The following is a 19,970-nucleotide window of genomic DNA, read 5'->3' on the forward strand; positions in this document are numbered from 1 at the left end:
GCTTGATAGGAGATGACTTTTTTGATCATCATGGCAGGTTTGTTCATGCTGATTCTTTTAGAGAAGCCATTTCAGAAGAAACGATCTGAGCTGTTATTTTTGATGAGTTATTTGCTGCTGATTGCGGTTTATGTGATTCAGACAACATTTGTGGAGATTATGCCTGATGGGCTTTTGTTGATGATGGCGGTGATTGTGGTTTGTCCTTTGTTTATTCGGTTGGTTCGGTTTTCTTCAAGGAACTTACATGAAAAGTAAGAAGGATGACAGTATGTAGCATCCTTCTTACGTTGTGAACTAAACTCGTTATTCTTAAGACCCTCTGAGCTTTGTAAAGCAGACGTCTTTTTCTTTACTTAATTATGAATTTGATTTATCTTTTTGTTTTTCATTTGATTTATTGTCTTTCATTTTACTCATCTCTTTTTTAGCATTATCCACTTCTTCTAAAGCTTTTTTCATTCTAGAATTCATGAAACTTAAATCATCATCACTGACTTTATCTCGCTTGATTACTTTTAAGATATCTTTGAAAAGTGATTCAAATTTGTCATCCGCTTTCACCAAGTACTCGTTTACTTTTTTATACGTATCAGGAACTTTAACTTCTTTGTCTTTGGCTTCGCTGAGTAATTCTCTCATGCTATCAATCTTTGTCTCAACATCACTAGCCCATTCTTTATCGTAAACCTCGTCTAAAGGAACCAACGATAAAACAAAAGACATAATTCTTTCTTCAAACCGTTTTAGATATCCCTTATACCATGATGCATATTCGCTATCAGTCATTTTTTCTATTTTTTCTTGTTTTGCTGCTGCTTTGTTTGATGAACCGTTTTCTGATTCATTTTTACCGCATGCTGTACCCATCATCAATGTAAATACTAAAAGAAATACTGAAATGATTGTCTTTTTGTTTGTTTTCATTTTTATGAATTACTCCTTATCCTTTGAGACTTTTTCTAATTCGTCAACTACTTTAGCTGTTTCATCATATGCTTTGTAGGGTCTATTCGAACTTTTTTCTTTTAACTAAAATGTCCCCCTGTCATTATCTGGTGATATTTCCCTACAAATTATCATCGGTTAAAAAATAGGTATATTTAGGTATTCTCCCTAACTTTCTAATAAAAAATTCTATAAGAAACAACCTAAGCATCTATCTTCCAGACACTAGATACGACGGCTTCTGAAAGTTTAGAAACAAGCTACATTGCCGAATCGCTTCTTAATTTTTGAATTTCAAGTGTGAAATGAATTACATGAAGTATATTAAAGTATAATAAAGAGGTTAAAAAATGAAGTTAGATAATCTTCTAATAAATAAAGAGTGGACATAAAGGAGAACTTACGAATGACTTTTGATGAATTAATGGAACTTTCAGAAGAAGAATTTATAAATTATGATTTCAAAAGAGAGGTTTTTGATTTAAGAAATTTAATATATGATGAAAAAAACCCTATTGCAAATATTATTCTATATAAAGGTAATATTTATGGTTCCCAATCTGATTGTGATAGATTACCTTTGACCCTCGAAATATACAAACGCTTATGGGGAAATCAATTTGAATTCTGGAATACTAAACAAACAGATTTTGTTGAGGCAAATGGAGAAACAATGAATTCATTTGTAACTCCTTACAAAGCCTTTTATAAGGAGACATATGATTTATCTAATCCTATATTTAAAGATTATGCAAAATTAACACACACAGTAGGTAATTTTATACCTGTATACGCCATCAAAAATAATAAAAATTGGTTTTCTCCTTTTAATAGCAAACGTTATAAATCTACCTATGATTATTGGGATCTAACTTTGAACCATATTAAAGTCATTTTAAATGATTTTATGAATAGTAATGATTCTATTGAGATTTTTTTAGAAAACACAATGAACAATAACACTTTTAAGTATAAAAAATATATTATTGAATCCGCTAAGTGGATTTTAAGTTTTAAAACTTGGCCTAATTTTGTGGAGAAGAATTTTTTGCAGAGCTTTTTAGAAAACCCAAAAGATTTAACCAGTGAACCAAAAGAATTTTGGCGCAATCACTTTAAAGGAACAGTTAGTACCAAAGATGAAAATAATCTGAGTGAATTTTTAACTTTTGTTAATCAAGCTATTCTTGAACGAAGTTCACTTATATATAAACAACTGAAACTAAATTATGAATTCCTATAATATTTGTAACAGCAACATATAGCAAAAGTTCATTGCAACTATAAAATTTCACGTATTTAAAAAGTGTCAAAACCCTTATCTAACATGGGTTTTGACACTTTTTTAAAATCATATGGAGACGGTGGGAGTCGAACCCACGTCCAGAGACATCGATTACTTAAGCGTCTACGAGCGTAGTCAACATATTTACGTGTTCGCTCATCCTCATGCCTGCTGACGGGCGCTTGGAGAGCTAGTCTGATGGATCTCTTCTTACGTCCTCAGACGAAAACGTAAGCGTAGCCTACTTCATTGGGCTCCTCACAGACACATAGGCGATGTCAGGAAGAGCTCGCTGCGCTTATTAGGCAGCTAGTGCTAAGTTTTGGTTAAAACTTTTAGTTTTGCCAGTTACATTTAGGTGCGTGTTAACGAGATCGCCTCTCGGCTCGCAGCCTAAGCTCGAACCATCCCTGTCGAATCCGTAACGTCCCCTTGTAAAAGGGATATACGGGATGGAAACGTTCTTTAGCTTAACTGCTTCCGTATATGACTATTATAACAATCTCATCGCTCGAAACAACTGGTGGTTTCTGTAAAAAAACGACGATGATTGTTTACTGCATAACATATTGTAGCATAATGCTTCCGCTCTCAGCAAGCCATCTGCATGCGTCTAGAATTGCTTTTGCCGGTCACGGAAAGCTCGCTCGATTTCACGTTTCGCATCTTTTTTCTTCAGATCTTCACGTTTATCATATTTCTTCTTCCCTTTACCGACTCCAATTAGCACTTTGGCAAAGCCATTTTTCAAATAGAGTTTAATGGGAACAAGTGAGTAGCCCTCTTCCTTTGTCGCACCAATCAACTTACTGATTTGTTTGCGGTGAAGCAGCAGCTTTCTCGTTCTGAGCGGATCATGGTTATAACGGTTCCCCTGCTCGTATGGGCTCACGTGCATATTGTGAAGAAACACTTCTCCTCGTTCGATTTTGGCAAAGGAATCTTTTAAATTCACTTTTCCTGCTCGAATGGATTTGATTTCAGTTCCTTGTAATACAAGGCCGGCTTCGTATGTTTCTTCTATAAAATAATCATGGTTGGCTTTTTTGTTTTGGGAAACAACCTTTCCCTCTCCCTTTGGCATTGGCGTACACCCTCCTTTTGACACAGACACGGTCCAAATCGTACGGATTATTTTATCAAACAATCCAGCTTTCGACAATGCTGCTGCCACTTGGTCAAAAAGCAAATAGAGCGTGATGCCCTATTTGCTTTTTGTCACGTTACTTTTTCTTTTTGCGCTTTTGTTTCGGTGCGTTATCAAATACGCGTTTTTTCTTTTTCTTCTTTTTACGACCTGTAAACCAGTCGCCGCCTTTATCCTCTTTGCCTTTTTCCCCAGAGGCCTTTTGACCTCCGCGTCCTTTTTTGGCTGGTGGATCTGTCCGTTTTTTGAACTTGAAGTCTTTTGGTGATTTACGGCGAGTGCCTTTCATCCCGACGATTTCAAAATCAATGGAATGCTCATCTTTATTTACACTCACCACTTTGACAGTAATTTCGTCACCTATGCGATATACATTCCCTGTCCGCTCACCGATCATGGCAAAGTGCTGTTCATCAAAACGATAGTAATCGTCTGTCATGTAGCTCACATGGACAAGGCCTTCTATCGTATTCGGCAGTTCAACGAATAGTCCGAAATTCGTGACGGAACTAATCATACCATCAAACTCTTCACCGATTTTATCCAGCATAAACTCTGCCTTTTTCAGGTCATCTGTTTCGCGCTCAGCATCAACAGAGCGGCGCTCCATTGTAGATGCATGATCTGCGATTTCTGGCAGCAGTTGACCCCACTTTTCAAGGGTCGCTTCGTCTGTCTTTTTCTCTATTAAATAGGTTCTGATCAGCCTATGCACGATTAAATCCGGGTAACGGCGGATCGGCGATGTGAAGTGTGTATAAAATTCGGTAGATAATCCAAAATGTCCAATGCTTTCTGGATCATACTTCGCCTGTTTCATTGAGCGAAGCATCACAGTTTGAATGACGACTTCTTCCGGCTGATCACGGACGGCATCAAGTACACTTTGAAGAGCACGCGGGTGAATATTCGTTGACGTCCCTTTCACAATGTAACCAAATGTCGTCACGAACTCTAAAAAGCGCTGAAGTTTCTCAGGATTTGGTTCTTCGTGAATTCGGTAAATGAACGGAACATTCATCCAGTGGAAATGCTCGGCAACTGTTTCGTTTGCCACCAGCATGAATTCTTCAATTAATTTTTCGGCAACAGAACGCTCACGAATAACTACGTCTTTCGCTGCGCCTTCATCATCTACAAGCACTTTTGCTTCCTTGAAGTCAAAGTCGACTGCTCCACGCTCCATTCGCTTGTCACGCAGAATTTCTGCAAGCTTCTCCATCTCTTGGAACATTGGTACTAACGGCTCGTATTTGTCTAAAAGCTCTTCATCTTGGTCAACTAAAATCTTATTCACATCGGAATAGGTCATTCTTTCCGTCGTTTTGATCACACTTTGGAAAATTTCGTGTTTGACGACTTTCCCACTTCGATCAATGATCATTTCACAAGAGAGTGTGAGACGATCTACCTTCGGATTCAACGAGCAAATGCCATTTGACAGGCGATGAGGAATCATTGGAATGACGCGGTCGACAAGATACACACTCGTTCCACGCTCATAGGCTTCCTGATCAATCGGAGAGTTTTCCGTTACATAATGAGAGACATCCGCAATATGCACACCCAGTTTGTATTTACCATCATCCAACTTTTGCACAGTAACCGCATCGTCCAAGTCCTTTGCATCTGCACCGTCAATCGTCACGATCGTTTCATTGCGCAGATCACGTCTACCTTCAAGGTCCTTTTCATCGATCGTTTCAGGTGTGTCTGCTGCCTGCTGGAGCGCTTCTTCCGGAAACTCACCTGGTAGACCGTGTTTATGAATAATCGACAAAATATCGATGCCAGGGTCATTTTTGTGACCAAGGATTTCAGTCACTTCACCCTCTGCACTCATTCTTCCTTCAGGGTAGCTTGTCAGCGTGACAACGACTTTATGACCTTCAACCGCTCCGTTTTTAGCGGATTTTGGAATGAAGATATCGTTTGTGATTTTTTTATCATCAGGAATGACAAAACCAAAACTTTTCGTTTCTGTATAGGTACCGACAACCGTCTGAGTATTACGCTCCAGAATACGGATGACCGTTCCTTCTTTTTTGGTGCCATTTGATTTGTGGCTGACACGAACCATGACGGTGTCGCCATTCATTGCTGTGCCTAGCTCATTTGGCGGAATGAAAATATCATCCTGTCCAAACTCTTCTGGTGTCACAAATGCAAATCCTTTTGCATGCGCAGACAGCTTCCCTTTTACCAAGTTCATTTTTTCCGGTACACCATAGCGGTCGCTGCGGGTACGGACGATAAGTCCCTGATCCTCTAATATCACAAGTGCTTTGACGAGCTCTTTATAATCATCTGGATTGGTAATTTCCATCATGACTTCTAATTCCTGCACCGTTAATGGTTTGTACGCCTCTTCTTGCATAAACGCAAGTAATTCATCCATAAATTCTTCTTTTTGCACACTCTAACCCCCTATATATTTAAATTGACCAATCGAGTGATTCTAAGAATGCATATACATCCTGATGAACCTTCTCTCGCTCTTTATCAAGCGTGATAACATGGCCCGATTCTTCATACCACTTTAAATGTTTTTCATCTGTCTCTACTTCGTTATAAATAATGTTTGCACTGTCTGTATTAATCATATGATCATGACGTGCCTGAACAACAAAAGTAGGTGAATAAATCATGTCAACATTGTTTCTGACATCTGCAATGAGTTCTTGAAGAGCCTTGAGTGTACCCATTGGTGTTTTCTTGAACTCTTCCATCTCTTGCTCAATTTGATCCTCTGACTTACCCTCGAATTTTTTATAGTTACGGGCATAATCTAGTACACCCTGGTACATGACTTCTTCACTTTTTATGTACATAGGTGCACACATAGGTACAATTCCCTTTACAGGTACAGTGTAACCTAATTTTAATGAAAAAACTCCTCCGAGGGATAGTCCGCAGACCGCAATTTCCTCATAACCTTCGTCTTTTAAAAATTGATAGCCTTCTTCTACATCTTTCCACCAATCTGTAGGACCTGTATGAACAAGCTCCTCTGGCGGTACACCGTGTCCTTTGTATTGAGGTGCATGGCATGTATAGCCTCTTTCATTCAAATAACGCCCAAGCATACGAACATCGGCTGTATTCCCAGTAAAACCGTGAAGAAGAAGCACCGCCTTTTCTCCACCTTTAAACGTAAATGGTTTTGGTGTAACAACTTTCATGATGTGACTTCCTTTCCTTCTGATATGGTTTATATTTTCCACTTGTATGTATGAAACAAACACAAAAGAGTGCTGATAATAAAAAAAGGTCTGAAAAAAGATCAGACCTTCTGTTACTCGCGCCTACACGCCTAAATATGCCAATGCAAGTGTTAAGATGAAGAAAAGCACTGACAAAATGACAGTTAATCGGTGAAGAATCAAGTCAAGACCTCTCGCTTTTTGCTTACCGAAAAGCTGCTCGGCTCCACCTGAAATAGCGCCTGACAGTCCTGCACTTTTACTTGATTGTAATAATACAACGATGATAAGTGCGATACTGACAATTACGAGTAATGTGATAACAAATGCGTGCATGAAAACACCTCCAGACAAACTGGTACACATAACTTTATTTTACATGAAAACAAGGTGCATGTCACGAAACATCAAAATAAAGATTTCCTATATATTGTCGACTTTATTTGTCATTTTGATTCAATTTCGCTCCAATGGATTGTATGCAGCATTTTTTATATGCAATTTTTGAGGTTAAAAAACGTTTTTAGCGAGTTGCTTCTTCTTTTAAGAGCTGTTTTAATTCTACTAACAACCGTTCAGCTCCTTCAGGACTCAGCACGACGTTACCGTTTCCATAGCTTTTGTTGTATTTCGTTATTTGGCCAGTTAATAAGCAGCTCTTATCTGCATCATATTTTTTCAGCATAATGGTTTGATCTTCGATGAAAATTTCTAACAGCTGCTCTTCTTTTATATTGAGTACCTTTCGCATTTCTGAAGGCAGAACAATTCTGCCAAGCGAATCAATGTGTCTTACCATTCCAGTTCTTTTCAATGAAGCCGCCTCCTTAATGATCATACGATGATTTCATTTATTGACTTTTGTCAACATCTTCATAGTAAAATAAATCTTCAAATTTTTTATCAAAGTAATGAATCATTTTGCCAATGACAAGCTGTCCTGGCTTCCGGTGACCATTCAATACCCTGCTGAGTGTGGCAGGAGAGATACCAATTTCATCTGCGAGCTGATTTAAAGACATATCGTTTTCGATCATATACTGCATCACAAATGCCCGCCTGATCTGAATCTTTTCGACCATCATTACAACCTCCTATAGGATCAATATGTACAACATGTAGGACTCTCATATCTCCCGGATTCATTAACTTATGTCAACACTTTTACGCCCTTTCTATTTCCTTTGGTCAATGATCATACTAAAATAAGTCATATACTGAAATGTGAGGTTCGATGACATGAATCACTTTGGTGAACAATTACGCATTTTAAGAGAGAATAGAAAGATGTCTGTCAATCAACTCGCCATGTATTCAGGCGTAAGCGCTGCCGGTATTTCTCGGATTGAGAATGGAAAGCGTGGTGTGCCAAAGCCTTTAACCATAAAAAAATTAGCACGCGCTTTGAAGGTGCCTTATGAGGATTTAATGCTGCTTGCCGGTTATATTGAACAGGAAAAAGTGCATGAAATGAAACCGAAATATGAATCCATATTAAAAATCTATCAAACGGCGCTTCAAAAGGATGTAGAACATCTCCCTATTTTCGATGGAGACCAATGGGAAACACTCACCGCACAAGACATCAGCCAGCTGAATCAATACTTTCTCACGCTCATTAACCAAAAAAAGGCGAACAAATAGCGGGGCATAAACATAAGATACATCCACTATTAACTAATGTCAATATTTTCATGGTGCACTTATTGCCAATAGTCAACAAATCGAGTACACTAGAGATAACTAATCTTTAACCATGTGAGGTTTTGAGTTGATGAACTTCGGTGCATATTTAAGAGCATTACGTGAGAAAAGGAAACTATCGGTGAACCAATTAGCGATGTATTCAGAGGTCAGCGCTGCTGGTATTTCTCGGATTGAAAACGGGAAACGCGGCATTCCGAAACCTCCTACAATTAAAAAACTAGCAGGTGCATTAAAAGTACCTTATGAGGACATGATGCAGGCTGCAGGGTATATTGAAGAAGCGTCTTCTGCCTATGTCATAAAGGAAGAAGAAACGGCTTTTACCCAAATAAAAGAAGCGGCAGAGCAATATGAACTTGATGATCTTGAAATATTTAATGGGGACATATGGTCCACTCTTTCTAAACATGAGATAGAGGATTTAAACCGCTATTTGTTATTTCTACTAAACAGCCGTTCGTCATCGTAAAATGTTTTGATCATTGACAAGCTTTTTGCGCCGATTTTTGACAGAATTACGGTATAATGGGTTCAGATTGGAGTGAAGAAAGATGAATCAATCTGATATGTGCCCGCGGTTTGAAAAAGCAGTTGAGTTATTAAGTAAACGCTGGGTGGCACTGATTGTTTTTCAGCTTCTCTCAGGTTCACAGCGCTTTAGTGAAATCGAAGCAGCTCTGACCAATTTAAGCGGAAGGGTTTTATCTGAGAGATTAAAAGAGCTGGAAGCAGCAGGCATTGTAAAACGGGAGGTTTTTGCTGAAACACCCGTGCGTATTGAGTATTCATTAACTGATATGGGGCGCTCACTTGCACCCGTTTTTGAGGAAATTGCGAAGTGGTCCTCTGAATGGATCACACTTGAATCATAAATGTCTCCTGATGTGAGCCGCCTAATCATGATAAAAAAACCTCCCCTACAGATGTAGAGGAGGTTTTGTCTTTTCAAGCATTTATGCGGATGTCATGTTTTTTTCAGCTAACGCCTTGCTTTCTTTTTTCTTGTTGGTTGGGCTTAAATAGCGTTCAAGCCAGCCCATGACAAGGTCGGCAATAATGGCCATGAGCGCAGTTGGAATAGCACCTGCTAAAATAATGGCTGTTCCGTTTGTCGCGTTTGATCCTCTGATGATGATATCACCAAGTCCTCCAGCACCAACAAATGTCCCAATCGCTGTAATACCGATTGCGATCACAAGTGCGGTTCTTAAACCAGCCATAATGACAGATAAAGCAAGCGGTAATTCAACCATTCTCAGCACTTGCCATTTCGTCATGCCCATCGCTTTCCCCGATTCTAAATAGGCATGCTCAATGCTGACAATACCTGTGTACGTGTTACGGATAATCGGCAGAAGCGAATACAAAAAGAGTGATAAGATGACTGTATTTGCGCCAAGTCCTAATACAAGCATCAACACAGAAAGCATCGCTAACGCTGGAATGGTTTGAATGACATTGGTTATTGCGAACACCCAATTGCTCAGTTTGCGGTAATGCGCCACAAAGATGCCGACTGGTATTCCGACAATTGCCGCAAATAATACCCCATACGCTGACATGAGGAAATGCCGGTAAAATTCTTCTAACACATATGAACCGTTCTGTTGATAATACGCCCATAATTGCTGCAGTGTGTCCATCAGCTCTGACACCTCCCAATCTTACTCAAAGTAATTGTGTTTCTTTAGAAAATCTCTCGCAACAGTCGCTGGTTCTTTTAGTTCTCCATCGACTTGATAATTGAGCTCTTGCATTTGTTCGGTATCGATTTTTCCAATCAACCTGTTGATCACCTTGTCCAGTCCTGGATTTTCTTTTAATACCTTCTCAGGGACAACTGGTGATGCATCGTATGGTGGGAAGAATCGTTTATCATCTTTTAAGATTTTGAGATTATACGCTTTGATCCGGCCATCTGTTGAATAGGCAAGCACAATATCCATTTTTTCATTTTTCAATGCGTCATAGACTAGACCGATCTGCATCGGAAAGGTGCTTCCAAATTCAATTCCGTATGTTTTCACAAATCCTTCGTAACCGTCACCTTTCTTTTTCAGCCAAATATTATCCACACCGAAGCGATAATTTTTGGCATTCTTTTTTAAATCAGAGACTGTTTCTAGGTTGTTTTCCTTCGCCATCTTCTGCGTCACAGCAAAGGCATACGTATTATCAAACCCATAGGAATCAAACCATTTGTAATCATAGCGTTTTTTGAATTCTTTCTGGACGATTTCCATTGCACGCTTTGGATCTTTTTCTGCATCCATTCCTAGCGTACTTGTTAAATCCGTGCCTGTATATCGTGTTGCCGAAATGTCGACATCACCGTTTTCCATTGCTTTCTGCTGCACCGTATTTGAGCCTAAATTCTTCACAATGGTTGTCTTTTTATCTGTGTAATGCTCAATGATGTCTCCCACCATATAGGCCATAATTTCTGATTCTGTAAAGTTTTGTGCACCGATTCGCAGCGTGCTCCCTGAAGAGCCGGCTAGTCCAGGAAGTGAACAGCCACTTATGAATAGCAAGCATCCGGCAAGCAGTGCACTGATCCATTTTGTTTTTCGATTCTTCACATGAGCCAACTCCTTATGAAACTTCCTTCAATCCTTTTAAGCCTTCTGGTGTTACTTTTTTCTCAAGCTTCATCAATGTAAGGTCAATGATGACTGCTAAAATAGTGACAGGGATCGCACCCGCAATAATGTATTCCGGCTGGTAAAGCTGAAGCCCAATTAAAATGTAGTCACCAAGACCGCCTCCACCGATAAAAGCAGCAAGTGTTGTCCACCCAATTAAATAAATCGTTGAGGTTCTGACCCCTGCCATAATGACCGGAACAGCAAGCGGCAGTTCCACAAGACGAATTTGTTCCCATGTCGTCATGCCAATCCCTTTACCAGATTCAAGCAAGTTTTTGTTCACACCTTGAACACCGGCATACGTATTTCTTAAAATAGGCAAAACGGAATAGAAAAATAGCGCAACGATCGCAGGTATTTTTCCAACTCCCAAAATAGGAATAAAAAATGCAAGAATCGCTAAACTAGGGAGTGTTTGAAAGATATTCACGACGCCGATGACAAAACCGGCGCCTCTTTTCATTCGTGTAAGAATGACGCCTAAAGGAACGGCCACGATAATGCCTAACACAACGGCAATTAAAGAAATGTATAAATGCTCCCACATTTTTGTGAGGAGTTCCCCACCATTTTTCTCAAGAAAATCGATGATTTGATCCATGTGTACACCTCCCTTAGTTCATTTCAGTGACAGCCTCCGGGGTATCTTCTCCCCAAATAGAGTCATATACGACATCTACAAGACTTGCACGTGTGACGATGCCTTTTAAGTGCCCTTTTGCATCGACAACCGGTACATATTTAATGCCGCGTATTAAGATCTTTCGGACAGTATCTCTAAGAAGCGCACCTTCTTGTACTGTATAAAATTCTGTATTTAAAATATCGCCAACGAAGGCTGCTTTTCTGCGGTTTGCATCGATGGTTTCAATATCGATATAGCCTTTCAGCACATGATTTTCATCAACGACAAGCAGGGAATCAACCCGCTTTTCTCTCATAATAAAGATGGCATCTGTCAATGTTTTTTCGACGGTAATTGTGACTGGAGACGTGTTCATCATTTGTTCCACACGTTCCATATTCGGGTTTGATTGAAGCAGACGTTCTTTCCCGATGAATTCTTCTACGAATTCGTTCACAGGGTTACGTAAAATATCATCTGGCGTGCCCACTTGGACAATCTCTCCATCTTTTAAAATGACAATGCGGTCTGCAAGTTTAATCGCTTCATCCATGTCATGTGTGACGAATACGATTGTTTTATTTAACGTTTTTTGCAGTTTCTTAAATTCTTCCTGCAATGAATCTCTTGTGATCGGGTCAAGTGCTCCAAATGGTTCATCCATCAGGATTAAAGGGGGTTCTGCTGCGAGTGCGCGAAGAACGCCGATACGCTGCTGCTGTCCTCCACTGAGTTCATGCGGGTAACGCTCTAAGTATTCCGGCCCCATATCGACGAGTTTGAGCAATTCACGCGCTCGTTCTTTTCGTTTTTCTTCCGGCCATTTCAGCAGCTTCGGCACAAGGGAAATGTTTTGTGCGATGGTCATATGAGGGAAAAGTCCAATTTGCTGAATCACATAACCAATTTCTCTTCTTAATTGGACTGGATCTTTTTTCATAATGTTTTCTCCCTCGATCAATATGTTTCCTGAGGAAGGTTCAATCAGTCGGTTAATCATCTTCATGGTTGTTGTTTTTCCACAGCCACTCGGTCCAATAAAACAAATAAATTCTCCTTTTGCTATTTCTAAATCAATATTTTTGACAGCTTTTTTTCCGCCTTTATACGTCTTAGATACATTCTCTAGTTTCAGCAAATGAGACACCTCCAATTAGTCGGATATATATTTTCAGAAAATTTACACCTTATTTATTATAGTGCAAACTTTATAAAATAAAAAGTTTACGATGTGTTTGTATTGCATAAGATTTATTTAAAATTTTCAGTTAACGGCCTGATATGTACCGATCCCTCCTTTTTCCTCCAACTTACGAGCAAATACTCAATATTTATTGTTTTCATGAACAAACAGGTATATGATATATTGTGTTACAAATTGTCAGTCGTGAAGGGATGAAGCGGGGAATGGACAAGCAAGCGTTAGGCGCCATTCAAAAAGCACAGGATCATTATATTGAAAAAGCTGCCGAGAACATGAATGCCTTTGGTCTTTCTGCCACAGTGGGTAGAGTGCTTGGTATCATTCATATGAACCGTAAACCAATGACGCTCGGTGAGCTCTCAGAGGCGACCGGCATGAGCAAAACAAGAATGAGTCAAGTCGTTCGAGAAATGCTTGATCTGAATATTGCTGAAAAGGTTTATGAAAAAGGAATACGCAAAGATTTATATGACGTTGAGCAAGATCAATATCAAACCTTTATTTCATTGTTTGCAGCCAATTGGTCACGTGTTGTCAGCAAAAATCGCAAGGCACATAAAAAGACATGCAAAGAATTGCTGGAGCTGCTTGAACAAGATGACCTGCCAGAAGAAACAGTAGATAAAATCAATCTTCTTCTTTCAGAAATCAAGGAAAGTCTCGATTATTATGACTGGATTAGCCGTTTAATTGAGTTCTTTGAAAGTGAAGAAGTATTTCAACATGTGCCAAAACCTTAAAAAAGCTGTTTTATTTTACAATTTTGTAGAAAAAAACAGCTTTTTTATATACACTTATGACATCAGCATTGGGAACATCCCTTTGATCCCTGCGCCAATCATCTCTACTGCCACAACAGCTAGAATCAATCCCATTAATCGTGTCACGACATTCATCTCTGTTTTCCCCATTTTTCGCATAATGAAACTTGAATAATGAAATGCATAATAGGTCATGGCAAGTACAACCACAATGCCAATAAGAATCGCAAGCAGATGAAGCGTTACTTGGTGGCTTCCTGGCGTTAAGCTCATGACAGTCGCAATTGTACCAGGTCCGGCAATGATCGGAATGGCGAGCGGGGTCACCGAAACATCGGCCTTCTCTTTGCTCTCTGCCTTTTCATCCGAATGAGGGTTTTGAACATGTGATTCTTTTGCATTCAGCAAATTGTAAGCGATACCAAAAATAAAAATACCTCCGGCGATACGGAGTGCATGGATATCAATGCCAAACAATTTGAAAATGAGCCTGCCTGCCAAAAGAAAGGCAATCAAAATCATAAAAGACACAACAATCGCTTTTTTGGCCGTCTGGGCGCGTTCTTTTTCTGAGTAGCCTTCTGTTAAAGTGATGAAAAGAGGCACGTTTCCAATGGGATTTGAGACAGCAAATAATGACACAATGACATGAATCATAAAGGAAATCAACAGACACCCTCCTTTTTTCATAGTGTCTGCTAATCTGATGCGAATATTCCCTTGTTCTGTTAAAACCTGGTTTGTTTTAACCGATGATAATAGAGGTTTAACGAAAGGGGAATAGAACATGAAAAAAAACATCACGATCATTGTCTTGTCTGTGATCATCCTAGGTGCAACTGGCTGGATTGTGTGGCAGCAGCAGTCGCTCACCGCGGCAGAGAAAAAACACCAGCAAGAAATGAGAAAGAATGATGAGCAGCTGACACAATTAAAGTCAGAAGGAACGGATATGAAAGATGAAATGGATGGTCAAAAAAAGGAATTGTCCACCGTCACAAACAAGCTGAAGAAAGAAAAGAAGGCGCATCAAAAAGAAACCAAACAGCGTAAAGCGCTTGAGTTAAAAATAGATCAGCTTCAAAAAGAACTGGCATCAGCGAAAGCAACGGCTCAAGCGAATAAGCAGGCAGCACAAACGACTAGGAAAACAACTGTTAAGAAAGACCCAAATGTCACCCATCATCCTCCTTCTCAATGGGTGCAGGATCAATATGATTGGGGTGTTAAACAAGGGTATATCAAAGAATAGAGAGGATGAAATGATTTGATACAGATTCGGCCATTGTCTCATGATCAATCTGTTCCTATGGATCTTTTACTATTAGCTGACCCTTCAACTGAAAAAGTCATTGCCTATGTACAATCTGGTTCTTGTTATGTTGCTTTTCATAAACAGGACATGATTGGTGTGTATGTTCTGACGCCTCTGTCTCAGCAGACAGTGGAAATCATGAATGTCGCCGTGAAAGAGTCATGGCAAGGTAGAGGAATTGGGAAGCAGCTGATCCGCCATGCTATTTCAGAAGCCAAGGCAGCTGGCTTTCATACAATTGAAATTGGCACAGGCAACTCTAGTATTCAGCAGCTCGCCCTTTATCAAAAATGCGGTTTTCGCATGGCGTCTATCGATCACGATTTCTTTCTGAAGCACTATGATGAACCGATTTATGAGAACGGTATTCAGTGTATGGATATGGTGCGGTTGTCACTCGTTCTTCAAGCAGACTGACTTCATTCAGCCTGCTTTTTTTATGTTCTGCTCTTTTTCACTGCATGAATCACATATTGAATCAAGAAGTAGAGAGCGGCGCCCGCTAAAAAACAGACCACGCACCCAAAGAGCGTTGCCTCTGAGCTGAATTGATACTGTTCAATTTTCATGATATAAAATGGCATACCAAATAGAGTTGGACTTGATTCAACATGATGAACCTCTAGCAGCATTAAAAATACTGGCGTCATAAACACAGCAAACACATAAAGCATCGCAAGCGTTAAGCCGCTAGAAAACGAATGAAATACTTTAACCATTTAGTTCTCTCCTTTCATCTCTTTTAAACTGGCGATGATATTTTTCCCGTCTGGGCAAGCTGGATGCAGCATCACTGTATTTAATAAAGAAAAAAGCAGCAATGGATGCGTCACTGGATGCCTCCACATGAAGAAAAGCACACCCGAGCAGATCACTGGAAACACAGGACCTGCAAGTGCGACCATCATATTAAAACCCGGCCGTGAAAATTTCTCATGGACAATCGACACGTGCTTCCAATCGATCATCACCACATAATCAAAGATGGGTTTTTTTTCGATTTTGTTGCACACCATCACCATCAGGATATGTCCGAGTTCATGAATGAGCACAACGGCTATTAAGCAAAATAAAAGCGTCATCATCGCACAATCGGCCTCTTTAGCATGGCAGCATATATGAAGATGAAGAATGCGGCTGAACAAGCCATATAGGCAGTTGAGAGCAGCTGGATATTTGCTGAAAGCCACTGGACTAAAAGCATATCCAACATACTGAACACAGCAATCATCATCACGATCACAAACAGTTTATTAAAATCACTAATCTTCACGACAAACCCGACACATGCCGCCATGACAGTAATCAATAAAATGGACAAGCTTGCCAAACCGTGCCCTTCACTTTCAACCCCAATCATGAAATAAGCAAGCCCGATATAGACAAAATAAATCAATATATTCATTGTGTAATAAAATAAAATTCTTGATAATAAATAGGCACCCTTTGATGTATTTAACATAAAAATGGCTCGCTGATGGAGATGATATTCCCTGCCAATCATCAGAGGAAGCATAATAAGGATCTCCTTTAAGGCAAACTGCACAATAAAAGCAAACAGCCAGCCAATCTCTTCCGGAGTAAAGATGAATGGGAGACCTATCGTGAAACAGACAAGAAACAGGAACAAAATACCTTGTTCTTTAAACACAGCTGATCGGCTAAAATAAACAAGCTCCTGCCGCAGATGTGTGAAAAATGAAGAATCCGATCTGATTTTTTGGTAAGAAAACGACTTCACCTCTACCTTTAGCTGCAAAAACATCCGATTGACATAACAAGCCGCCAAGCCTTTCAGCCAAAACCACCCTGCACATAGAAAGATCATCAGAAATACAAGATAGATAGACGGCCATACGTGAATCATCTCAACCGCTTTTTGAAAAAGGAGAAACACGAAAGCACCGAGCGTCACAAATCCAATCGTTTGCAGCAGTAAATGCTCTTTTGTTTTTGATATAAAATGGCTCACACCAATGCGTATCAGCATCCAAGAAGCAAGCGTATACAGCGCCAATCCACAGCAAGTGATCCCTACCACAATGATCCAATACAAAGATAGTGTAACGCCGCTAATGATCAGTCCTAATAGGATGGGTAAAAAAAGCAGACCAAGCATGATGAAACAAAACAGCACTGGAAAGAAATACACACAAAGGACAAATGAGACACTTTGCATCGCACTATTCAAAAAGAAGAACTGATACTCTTGACGCTTCATTTTATGACGGGAAAAGACAATACCTGCTCCCAAAAGCAGCAGGGTCATTTTCACAAATTGAAGGTATAAAGCAACTGGTTCGCTCTCCCCTACTTGCATAAAAAAACGCAGGCTCATGACAACGTATATGGCGTAGATCAGCAATAAAAAAACGGCTGCGGCGAGAAGCTGCAAAGGATATTTTTTGCCGAGCTGCTTGATTTTCGTTGTGAGCATGCCCCATTCTATTTTATGAAGAACGTGTCGTGTCCAAGTCATTGAGCAACCTCTCCACCTGCATATAGTAATCTTGATTCACTTCTTTATAAATATCCTCAAGTGCTTGATGAGGGAATGTTTTGTTTGTTTCTTGACGTGACATATCCAGCTTGATATCACCGTTTCTTAAGATCATAAGGTGGTCATACAATGTCTCACCAAAGCCCAAATGATGGGTAGAAATGAGAATGCCTGCACCTTGATTTCTCAGCTTCATGAGCACCTTTTTTAAGATGATCATCATATCTGGATCAAGTCCATTTGTAGGCTCGTCGAATACATAATAATCACAAGACCTAAGGAGCTGTGAAATGATTTGGGTTTTCTTTTGATTGCCATGAGACAGCTGGGCAATTGGCTGATCCATATAAGGTCTCAGCTCAAACAGATCGACGAAGGCCTCTTCTCGAGGTCCATTTCGTTTGTCTGGAAGCTGGAGTAAATGAAAATATTCTCTCGGCGTTAAATAATCAAACAAAGCATGATCATCAGGAATATAGGAAACATGTTCTTTCAAAAAGGAGATATGTGCTGAGGATTGAAAATTCAGCTGTTTACCATCTAAAGAGACAACACCCGTAAATGGTGTCAGGCCAAACATAGACTGAATCATCGTGGTTTTTCCTGCCCCATTATGCCCCAAAAGCAGAAGCATACGTCCTTTCTCTACATTTAACTGAATATCGCGGAGAGAAAAGGTGCGGCTATACGTTTTTTCTGTTAAGTGTAATGTCAGCATCATGTCCCTCCATTTATTTCAGATAGAACAGATGACCTCGCATCTGTTCTCACCATTTGTTAGAAGCCGCATTTGATTTTAATATACAGGCCTAAAAACTTGAACTCTCCTAAAAATTTCGAGCCTTTTCCAAATGTTTTGCATGCCCAAATCAAAGCTGCAGCTGTCACAATGCCTAAGATAGCGGCAAGGACATAAATCCAAAATGCATTTTTCTGTACGTTCTTAGAAGTTAGAATTCGTTGCTTCCTTTCATCATATGCCGCCAGTAGGTGAAGGACATACATGTACACGCCTACTGGAAAACGAAGGCTAAAAGGATTCAGCATCTCATCACCCCCTAATATATGTAAAATGATACCACCCCCATGCAAATAGCATAAGTTCAATTCAGATCATATTTTTAGAAGAGTTTTCATGATTTATTGCTTATAAATCGTCAAGCTCATCGTTTCACCTCTGACTGAAGGATGATTTTTTACAAAAATAGGATATGACAAAGGAAGCAGAGCCTATTCGCTTGAGCCAGCTTTGCGTCTTTATTTCAACATAAAAAAAGCGCTGCGATACGCTCTTTTCAAAAGAGCGCACGCAGCGCGTTGCTTTACATTACTTATTCAAGTTGTAGAATGTAGCAATGCCGTGGTATTGAGCTGTTTCAGCCAATTGATCTTCGATGCGAAGTAATTGGTTGTATTTCGCCACACGGTCCGTACGAGATGGAGCACCTGTTTTGATTTGTCCAGCGTTAGTTGCAACTGCAATGTCTGCAATTGTGCTGTCTTCTGTTTCACCAGAACGGTGAGAGATAACAGCTGTATAGCCTGCACGTTTCGCCATTTCGATTGCATCAAATGTTTCAGTTAATGTACCGATTTGGTTTACTTTGATGAGGATTGAGTTACCAACGCCGTTTTTGATTCCTTCAGAAAGCTTCTTCGTATTTGTTACGAACAAGTCGTCTCCTACTAGCTGAACCTTGCTGCCAAGACGCTCAGTTAATAGTTTGTGACCTTCCCAGTCGTTTTCATCAAGGCCGTCTTCGATTGAGATGATTGGGTATTTCGATACCATATCTTCATACCAGTCAACCATTTCAGCAGATGTTTTCACAACACCTTCGCCTGATAAATGATATTTACCGTCTTCTTTGTTATAGAACTCAGAAGATGCAGCATCCATCGCAAGTTTCACTTCTTCACCTGGTTTGAAACCAGCTTTTTCAATCGCTTCTACGATTGTTTGAAGTGCTTCTTCGTTAGAACCAAGGTTTGGAGCGAATCCACCTTCGTCACCTACAGCTGTGTTTAAGCCTTTTGCGCTTAATACAGATTTCAGGCTATGGAAGATTTGAGCGCCCATGCGAAGTGCTTCACGGAAGTTTGGAGCACCTACAGGCATAATCATGAATTCTTGAATGTCTACGTTGTTATCCGCATGCTCTCCACCGTTGACGATGTTCATCATCGGCACTGGAAGCGTTTTGGAGTTGAATCCACCAAGGTATTGATAAAGTGGAATTTGTAAGAAATCAGCAGCCGCACGTGCTACAGCGATAGATACGCCAAGGATTGCGTTTGCACCTAATTTCCCTTTGTTTTCTGTTCCGTCAAGTTCGATTAACATTTTGTCAATTGCTACTTGTTCAGTGACATCAAAGCCTAAAAGCTCTGGTGCAATGATTTCGTTTACGTTGTTTACAGCTGTCAAAACACCTTTTCCAAGGTAACGGTCTTTGTCTCCGTCACGTAGTTCTACTGCTTCATATTCACCAGTAGAAGCACCACTTGGTACTAGTGCACGGCCAAAGCCGCCAGATTCTGTGTAAACTTCTACTTCAACTGTTGGGTTACCGCGAGAGTCTAATACTTCGCGTGCATATACGTCAACAATGTATGGCATCGTTATT

Annotated in this window: 26 protein-coding genes and 1 other RNA gene; 8 read left to right on the plus strand and 19 right to left on the minus strand. The window is 39.9% G+C overall.

The features are described from left to right. Positions 1–12: 12 nt before the first annotated feature. Positions 13–258, plus strand: coding sequence for a hypothetical protein (locus tag N521_RS01570; RefSeq protein ID WP_017359230.1), 246 nt, complete (start codon positions 13–15; stop codon positions 256–258). A gap of 102 nt (positions 259–360) precedes the next feature. Here N521_RS01570 and N521_RS01575 read toward each other — a convergent pair whose 3' ends face one another. Then, positions 361–927 (minus strand): hypothetical protein, encoded by a 567-nt coding sequence (locus N521_RS01575; protein WP_017359229.1) that lies wholly within the window; start codon positions 925–927, stop codon positions 361–363. Positions 928–1,354: 427 nt separating this feature from the next. Between N521_RS01575 and N521_RS01580 the strand changes: the two genes are divergently transcribed. After that, entirely contained in the window at positions 1,355–2,191 is an 837-nt protein-coding gene (locus N521_RS01580; protein ID WP_017359228.1) for a hypothetical protein, read from the plus strand. 110 nt (positions 2,192–2,301) lie between these two features. On the opposite strand, the gene ssrA is transcribed toward N521_RS01580, so the two are convergent. From ssrA to N521_RS01610, 7 genes are all read right to left on the minus strand, one after another. Beyond that, positions 2,302–2,665, minus strand: a transfer-messenger RNA (tmRNA) gene (gene ssrA, locus N521_RS19005). A gap of 181 nt (positions 2,666–2,846) precedes the next feature. Next, positions 2,847–3,317, minus strand: coding sequence for an SsrA-binding protein SmpB (gene smpB, locus N521_RS01585; protein ID WP_008347658.1), 471 nt, complete (start codon positions 3,315–3,317; stop codon positions 2,847–2,849). A gap of 139 nt (positions 3,318–3,456) precedes the next feature. After that, positions 3,457–5,796, minus strand: a complete 2,340-nt coding sequence (gene rnr, locus N521_RS01590; RefSeq protein WP_008347660.1) for a ribonuclease R — start codon at positions 5,794–5,796, stop codon at positions 3,457–3,459. A 19-nt stretch (positions 5,797–5,815) separates the two neighbouring features. Then, positions 5,816–6,562, minus strand: coding sequence for an alpha/beta hydrolase (locus N521_RS01595; protein WP_008347663.1), 747 nt, complete (start codon positions 6,560–6,562; stop codon positions 5,816–5,818). Between the two features lie 123 nt (positions 6,563–6,685). Beyond that, positions 6,686–6,919: a preprotein translocase subunit SecG gene (gene secG / locus N521_RS01600; RefSeq protein WP_003212746.1), complete on the minus strand. Its 234-nt coding sequence runs from the start codon at positions 6,917–6,919 to the stop codon at positions 6,686–6,688. 187 nt (positions 6,920–7,106) lie between these two features. Next, a complete protein-coding gene (locus N521_RS01605; protein ID WP_008347666.1) occupies positions 7,107–7,397 on the minus strand; it encodes an AbrB/MazE/SpoVT family DNA-binding domain-containing protein in 291 nt (96 codons plus the stop codon). Positions 7,398–7,434: 37 nt separating this feature from the next. After that, positions 7,435–7,668, minus strand: coding sequence for a helix-turn-helix domain-containing protein (locus tag N521_RS01610; RefSeq protein WP_008347669.1), 234 nt, complete (start codon positions 7,666–7,668; stop codon positions 7,435–7,437). 154 nt (positions 7,669–7,822) lie between these two features. Here N521_RS01610 and N521_RS01615 point away from each other — a divergent pair, with 154 nt between their 5' ends. From N521_RS01615 to N521_RS01625, 3 genes are all read left to right on the plus strand, one after another. Then, positions 7,823–8,227, plus strand: a complete 405-nt coding sequence (locus tag N521_RS01615) for a helix-turn-helix domain-containing protein (protein WP_007500204.1) — start codon at positions 7,823–7,825, stop codon at positions 8,225–8,227. Positions 8,228–8,357: 130 nt separating this feature from the next. Next, positions 8,358–8,759 carry a helix-turn-helix domain-containing protein gene (locus N521_RS01620; protein ID WP_008347673.1) on the plus strand — a complete coding sequence of 134 codons (402 nt, stop codon included), beginning with the start codon at positions 8,358–8,360 and terminating at the stop codon, positions 8,757–8,759. Between the two features lie 82 nt (positions 8,760–8,841). Beyond that, entirely contained in the window at positions 8,842–9,162 is a 321-nt protein-coding gene (locus N521_RS01625) for a winged helix-turn-helix transcriptional regulator (RefSeq protein ID WP_007500199.1), read from the plus strand. Positions 9,163–9,243: 81 nt separating this feature from the next. Here the strand turns inward: N521_RS01625 and N521_RS01630 are convergent, their stop codons facing one another. From N521_RS01630 to N521_RS01645, 4 genes are read right to left on the minus strand one after another with little or no spacing between them, the layout of a single operon-like run. Then, a complete protein-coding gene (locus tag N521_RS01630; RefSeq protein WP_008347676.1) occupies positions 9,244–9,933 on the minus strand; it encodes an ABC transporter permease in 690 nt (229 codons plus the stop codon). 21 nt (positions 9,934–9,954) lie between these two features. Further along, the gene (locus N521_RS01635; protein ID WP_008347678.1) at positions 9,955–10,872 is read right to left on the minus strand and encodes an osmoprotectant ABC transporter substrate-binding protein; all 918 of its coding nucleotides are present in this window, start codon (positions 10,870–10,872) and stop codon (positions 9,955–9,957) included. Between the two features lie 13 nt (positions 10,873–10,885). Then, on the minus strand, positions 10,886–11,539 hold the full coding sequence (locus N521_RS01640; RefSeq protein WP_008347681.1) for an ABC transporter permease: 654 nt from the start codon (positions 11,537–11,539) through the stop codon (positions 10,886–10,888). Positions 11,540–11,552: 13 nt separating this feature from the next. Then, positions 11,553–12,701 carry a betaine/proline/choline family ABC transporter ATP-binding protein gene (locus tag N521_RS01645; RefSeq protein ID WP_017359222.1) on the minus strand — a complete coding sequence of 383 codons (1,149 nt, stop codon included), beginning with the start codon at positions 12,699–12,701 and terminating at the stop codon, positions 11,553–11,555. A gap of 269 nt (positions 12,702–12,970) precedes the next feature. On the opposite strand from N521_RS01645, the gene N521_RS01650 reads away from it, so the two are divergent. Beyond that, positions 12,971–13,507 carry a GbsR/MarR family transcriptional regulator gene (locus tag N521_RS01650; protein WP_017359221.1) on the plus strand — a complete coding sequence of 179 codons (537 nt, stop codon included), beginning with the start codon at positions 12,971–12,973 and terminating at the stop codon, positions 13,505–13,507. A gap of 54 nt (positions 13,508–13,561) precedes the next feature. Here N521_RS01650 and N521_RS01655 read toward each other — a convergent pair whose 3' ends face one another. Next, positions 13,562–14,197, minus strand: coding sequence for a MarC family protein (locus N521_RS01655; RefSeq protein WP_035389414.1), 636 nt, complete (start codon positions 14,195–14,197; stop codon positions 13,562–13,564). A gap of 118 nt (positions 14,198–14,315) precedes the next feature. Here N521_RS01655 and N521_RS01660 point away from each other — a divergent pair, with 118 nt between their 5' ends. Then, positions 14,316–14,780 carry a hypothetical protein gene (locus tag N521_RS01660; protein WP_035389416.1) on the plus strand — a complete coding sequence of 155 codons (465 nt, stop codon included), beginning with the start codon at positions 14,316–14,318 and terminating at the stop codon, positions 14,778–14,780. Positions 14,781–14,795: 15 nt separating this feature from the next. Next, positions 14,796–15,260: a GNAT family N-acetyltransferase gene (locus N521_RS01665; RefSeq protein WP_035389418.1), complete on the plus strand. Its 465-nt coding sequence runs from the start codon at positions 14,796–14,798 to the stop codon at positions 15,258–15,260. Positions 15,261–15,280: 20 nt separating this feature from the next. Here the strand turns inward: N521_RS01665 and N521_RS01670 are convergent, their stop codons facing one another. From N521_RS01670 to eno, 6 genes are all read right to left on the minus strand, one after another. Then, entirely contained in the window at positions 15,281–15,562 is a 282-nt protein-coding gene (locus N521_RS01670; protein ID WP_008347692.1) for a hypothetical protein, read from the minus strand. After that, on the minus strand, positions 15,563–15,928 hold the full coding sequence (locus tag N521_RS01675; protein WP_035389420.1) for a hypothetical protein: 366 nt from the start codon (positions 15,926–15,928) through the stop codon (positions 15,563–15,565). It abuts the gene before it with no gap. Continuing rightward, a complete protein-coding gene (locus tag N521_RS01680) occupies positions 15,925–17,322 on the minus strand; it encodes a hypothetical protein (protein ID WP_035389422.1) in 1,398 nt (465 codons plus the stop codon). The genes N521_RS01675 and N521_RS01680 overlap by 4 nt, the downstream gene beginning before the upstream one ends. Further along, positions 17,294–18,061: an ATP-binding cassette domain-containing protein gene (locus N521_RS01685; RefSeq protein ID WP_008347699.1), complete on the minus strand. Its 768-nt coding sequence runs from the start codon at positions 18,059–18,061 to the stop codon at positions 17,294–17,296. The genes N521_RS01680 and N521_RS01685 overlap by 29 nt, the downstream gene beginning before the upstream one ends. A gap of 59 nt (positions 18,062–18,120) precedes the next feature. After that, on the minus strand, positions 18,121–18,390 hold the full coding sequence (locus N521_RS01690; RefSeq protein ID WP_008347702.1) for a hypothetical protein: 270 nt from the start codon (positions 18,388–18,390) through the stop codon (positions 18,121–18,123). Between the two features lie 280 nt (positions 18,391–18,670). Beyond that, positions 18,671–19,963: a phosphopyruvate hydratase gene (eno, locus tag N521_RS01695; RefSeq protein WP_003212752.1), complete on the minus strand. Its 1,293-nt coding sequence runs from the start codon at positions 19,961–19,963 to the stop codon at positions 18,671–18,673. Between the last annotated feature and the right edge of the window lie 7 nt (positions 19,964–19,970).

Origin of the sequence: Bacillus sp. UNC125MFCrub1.1 (assembly GCF_000701305.1) — a bacterium.
Lineage (GTDB): Bacteria > Bacillota > Bacilli > Bacillales > Bacillaceae > Bacillus > Bacillus altitudinis.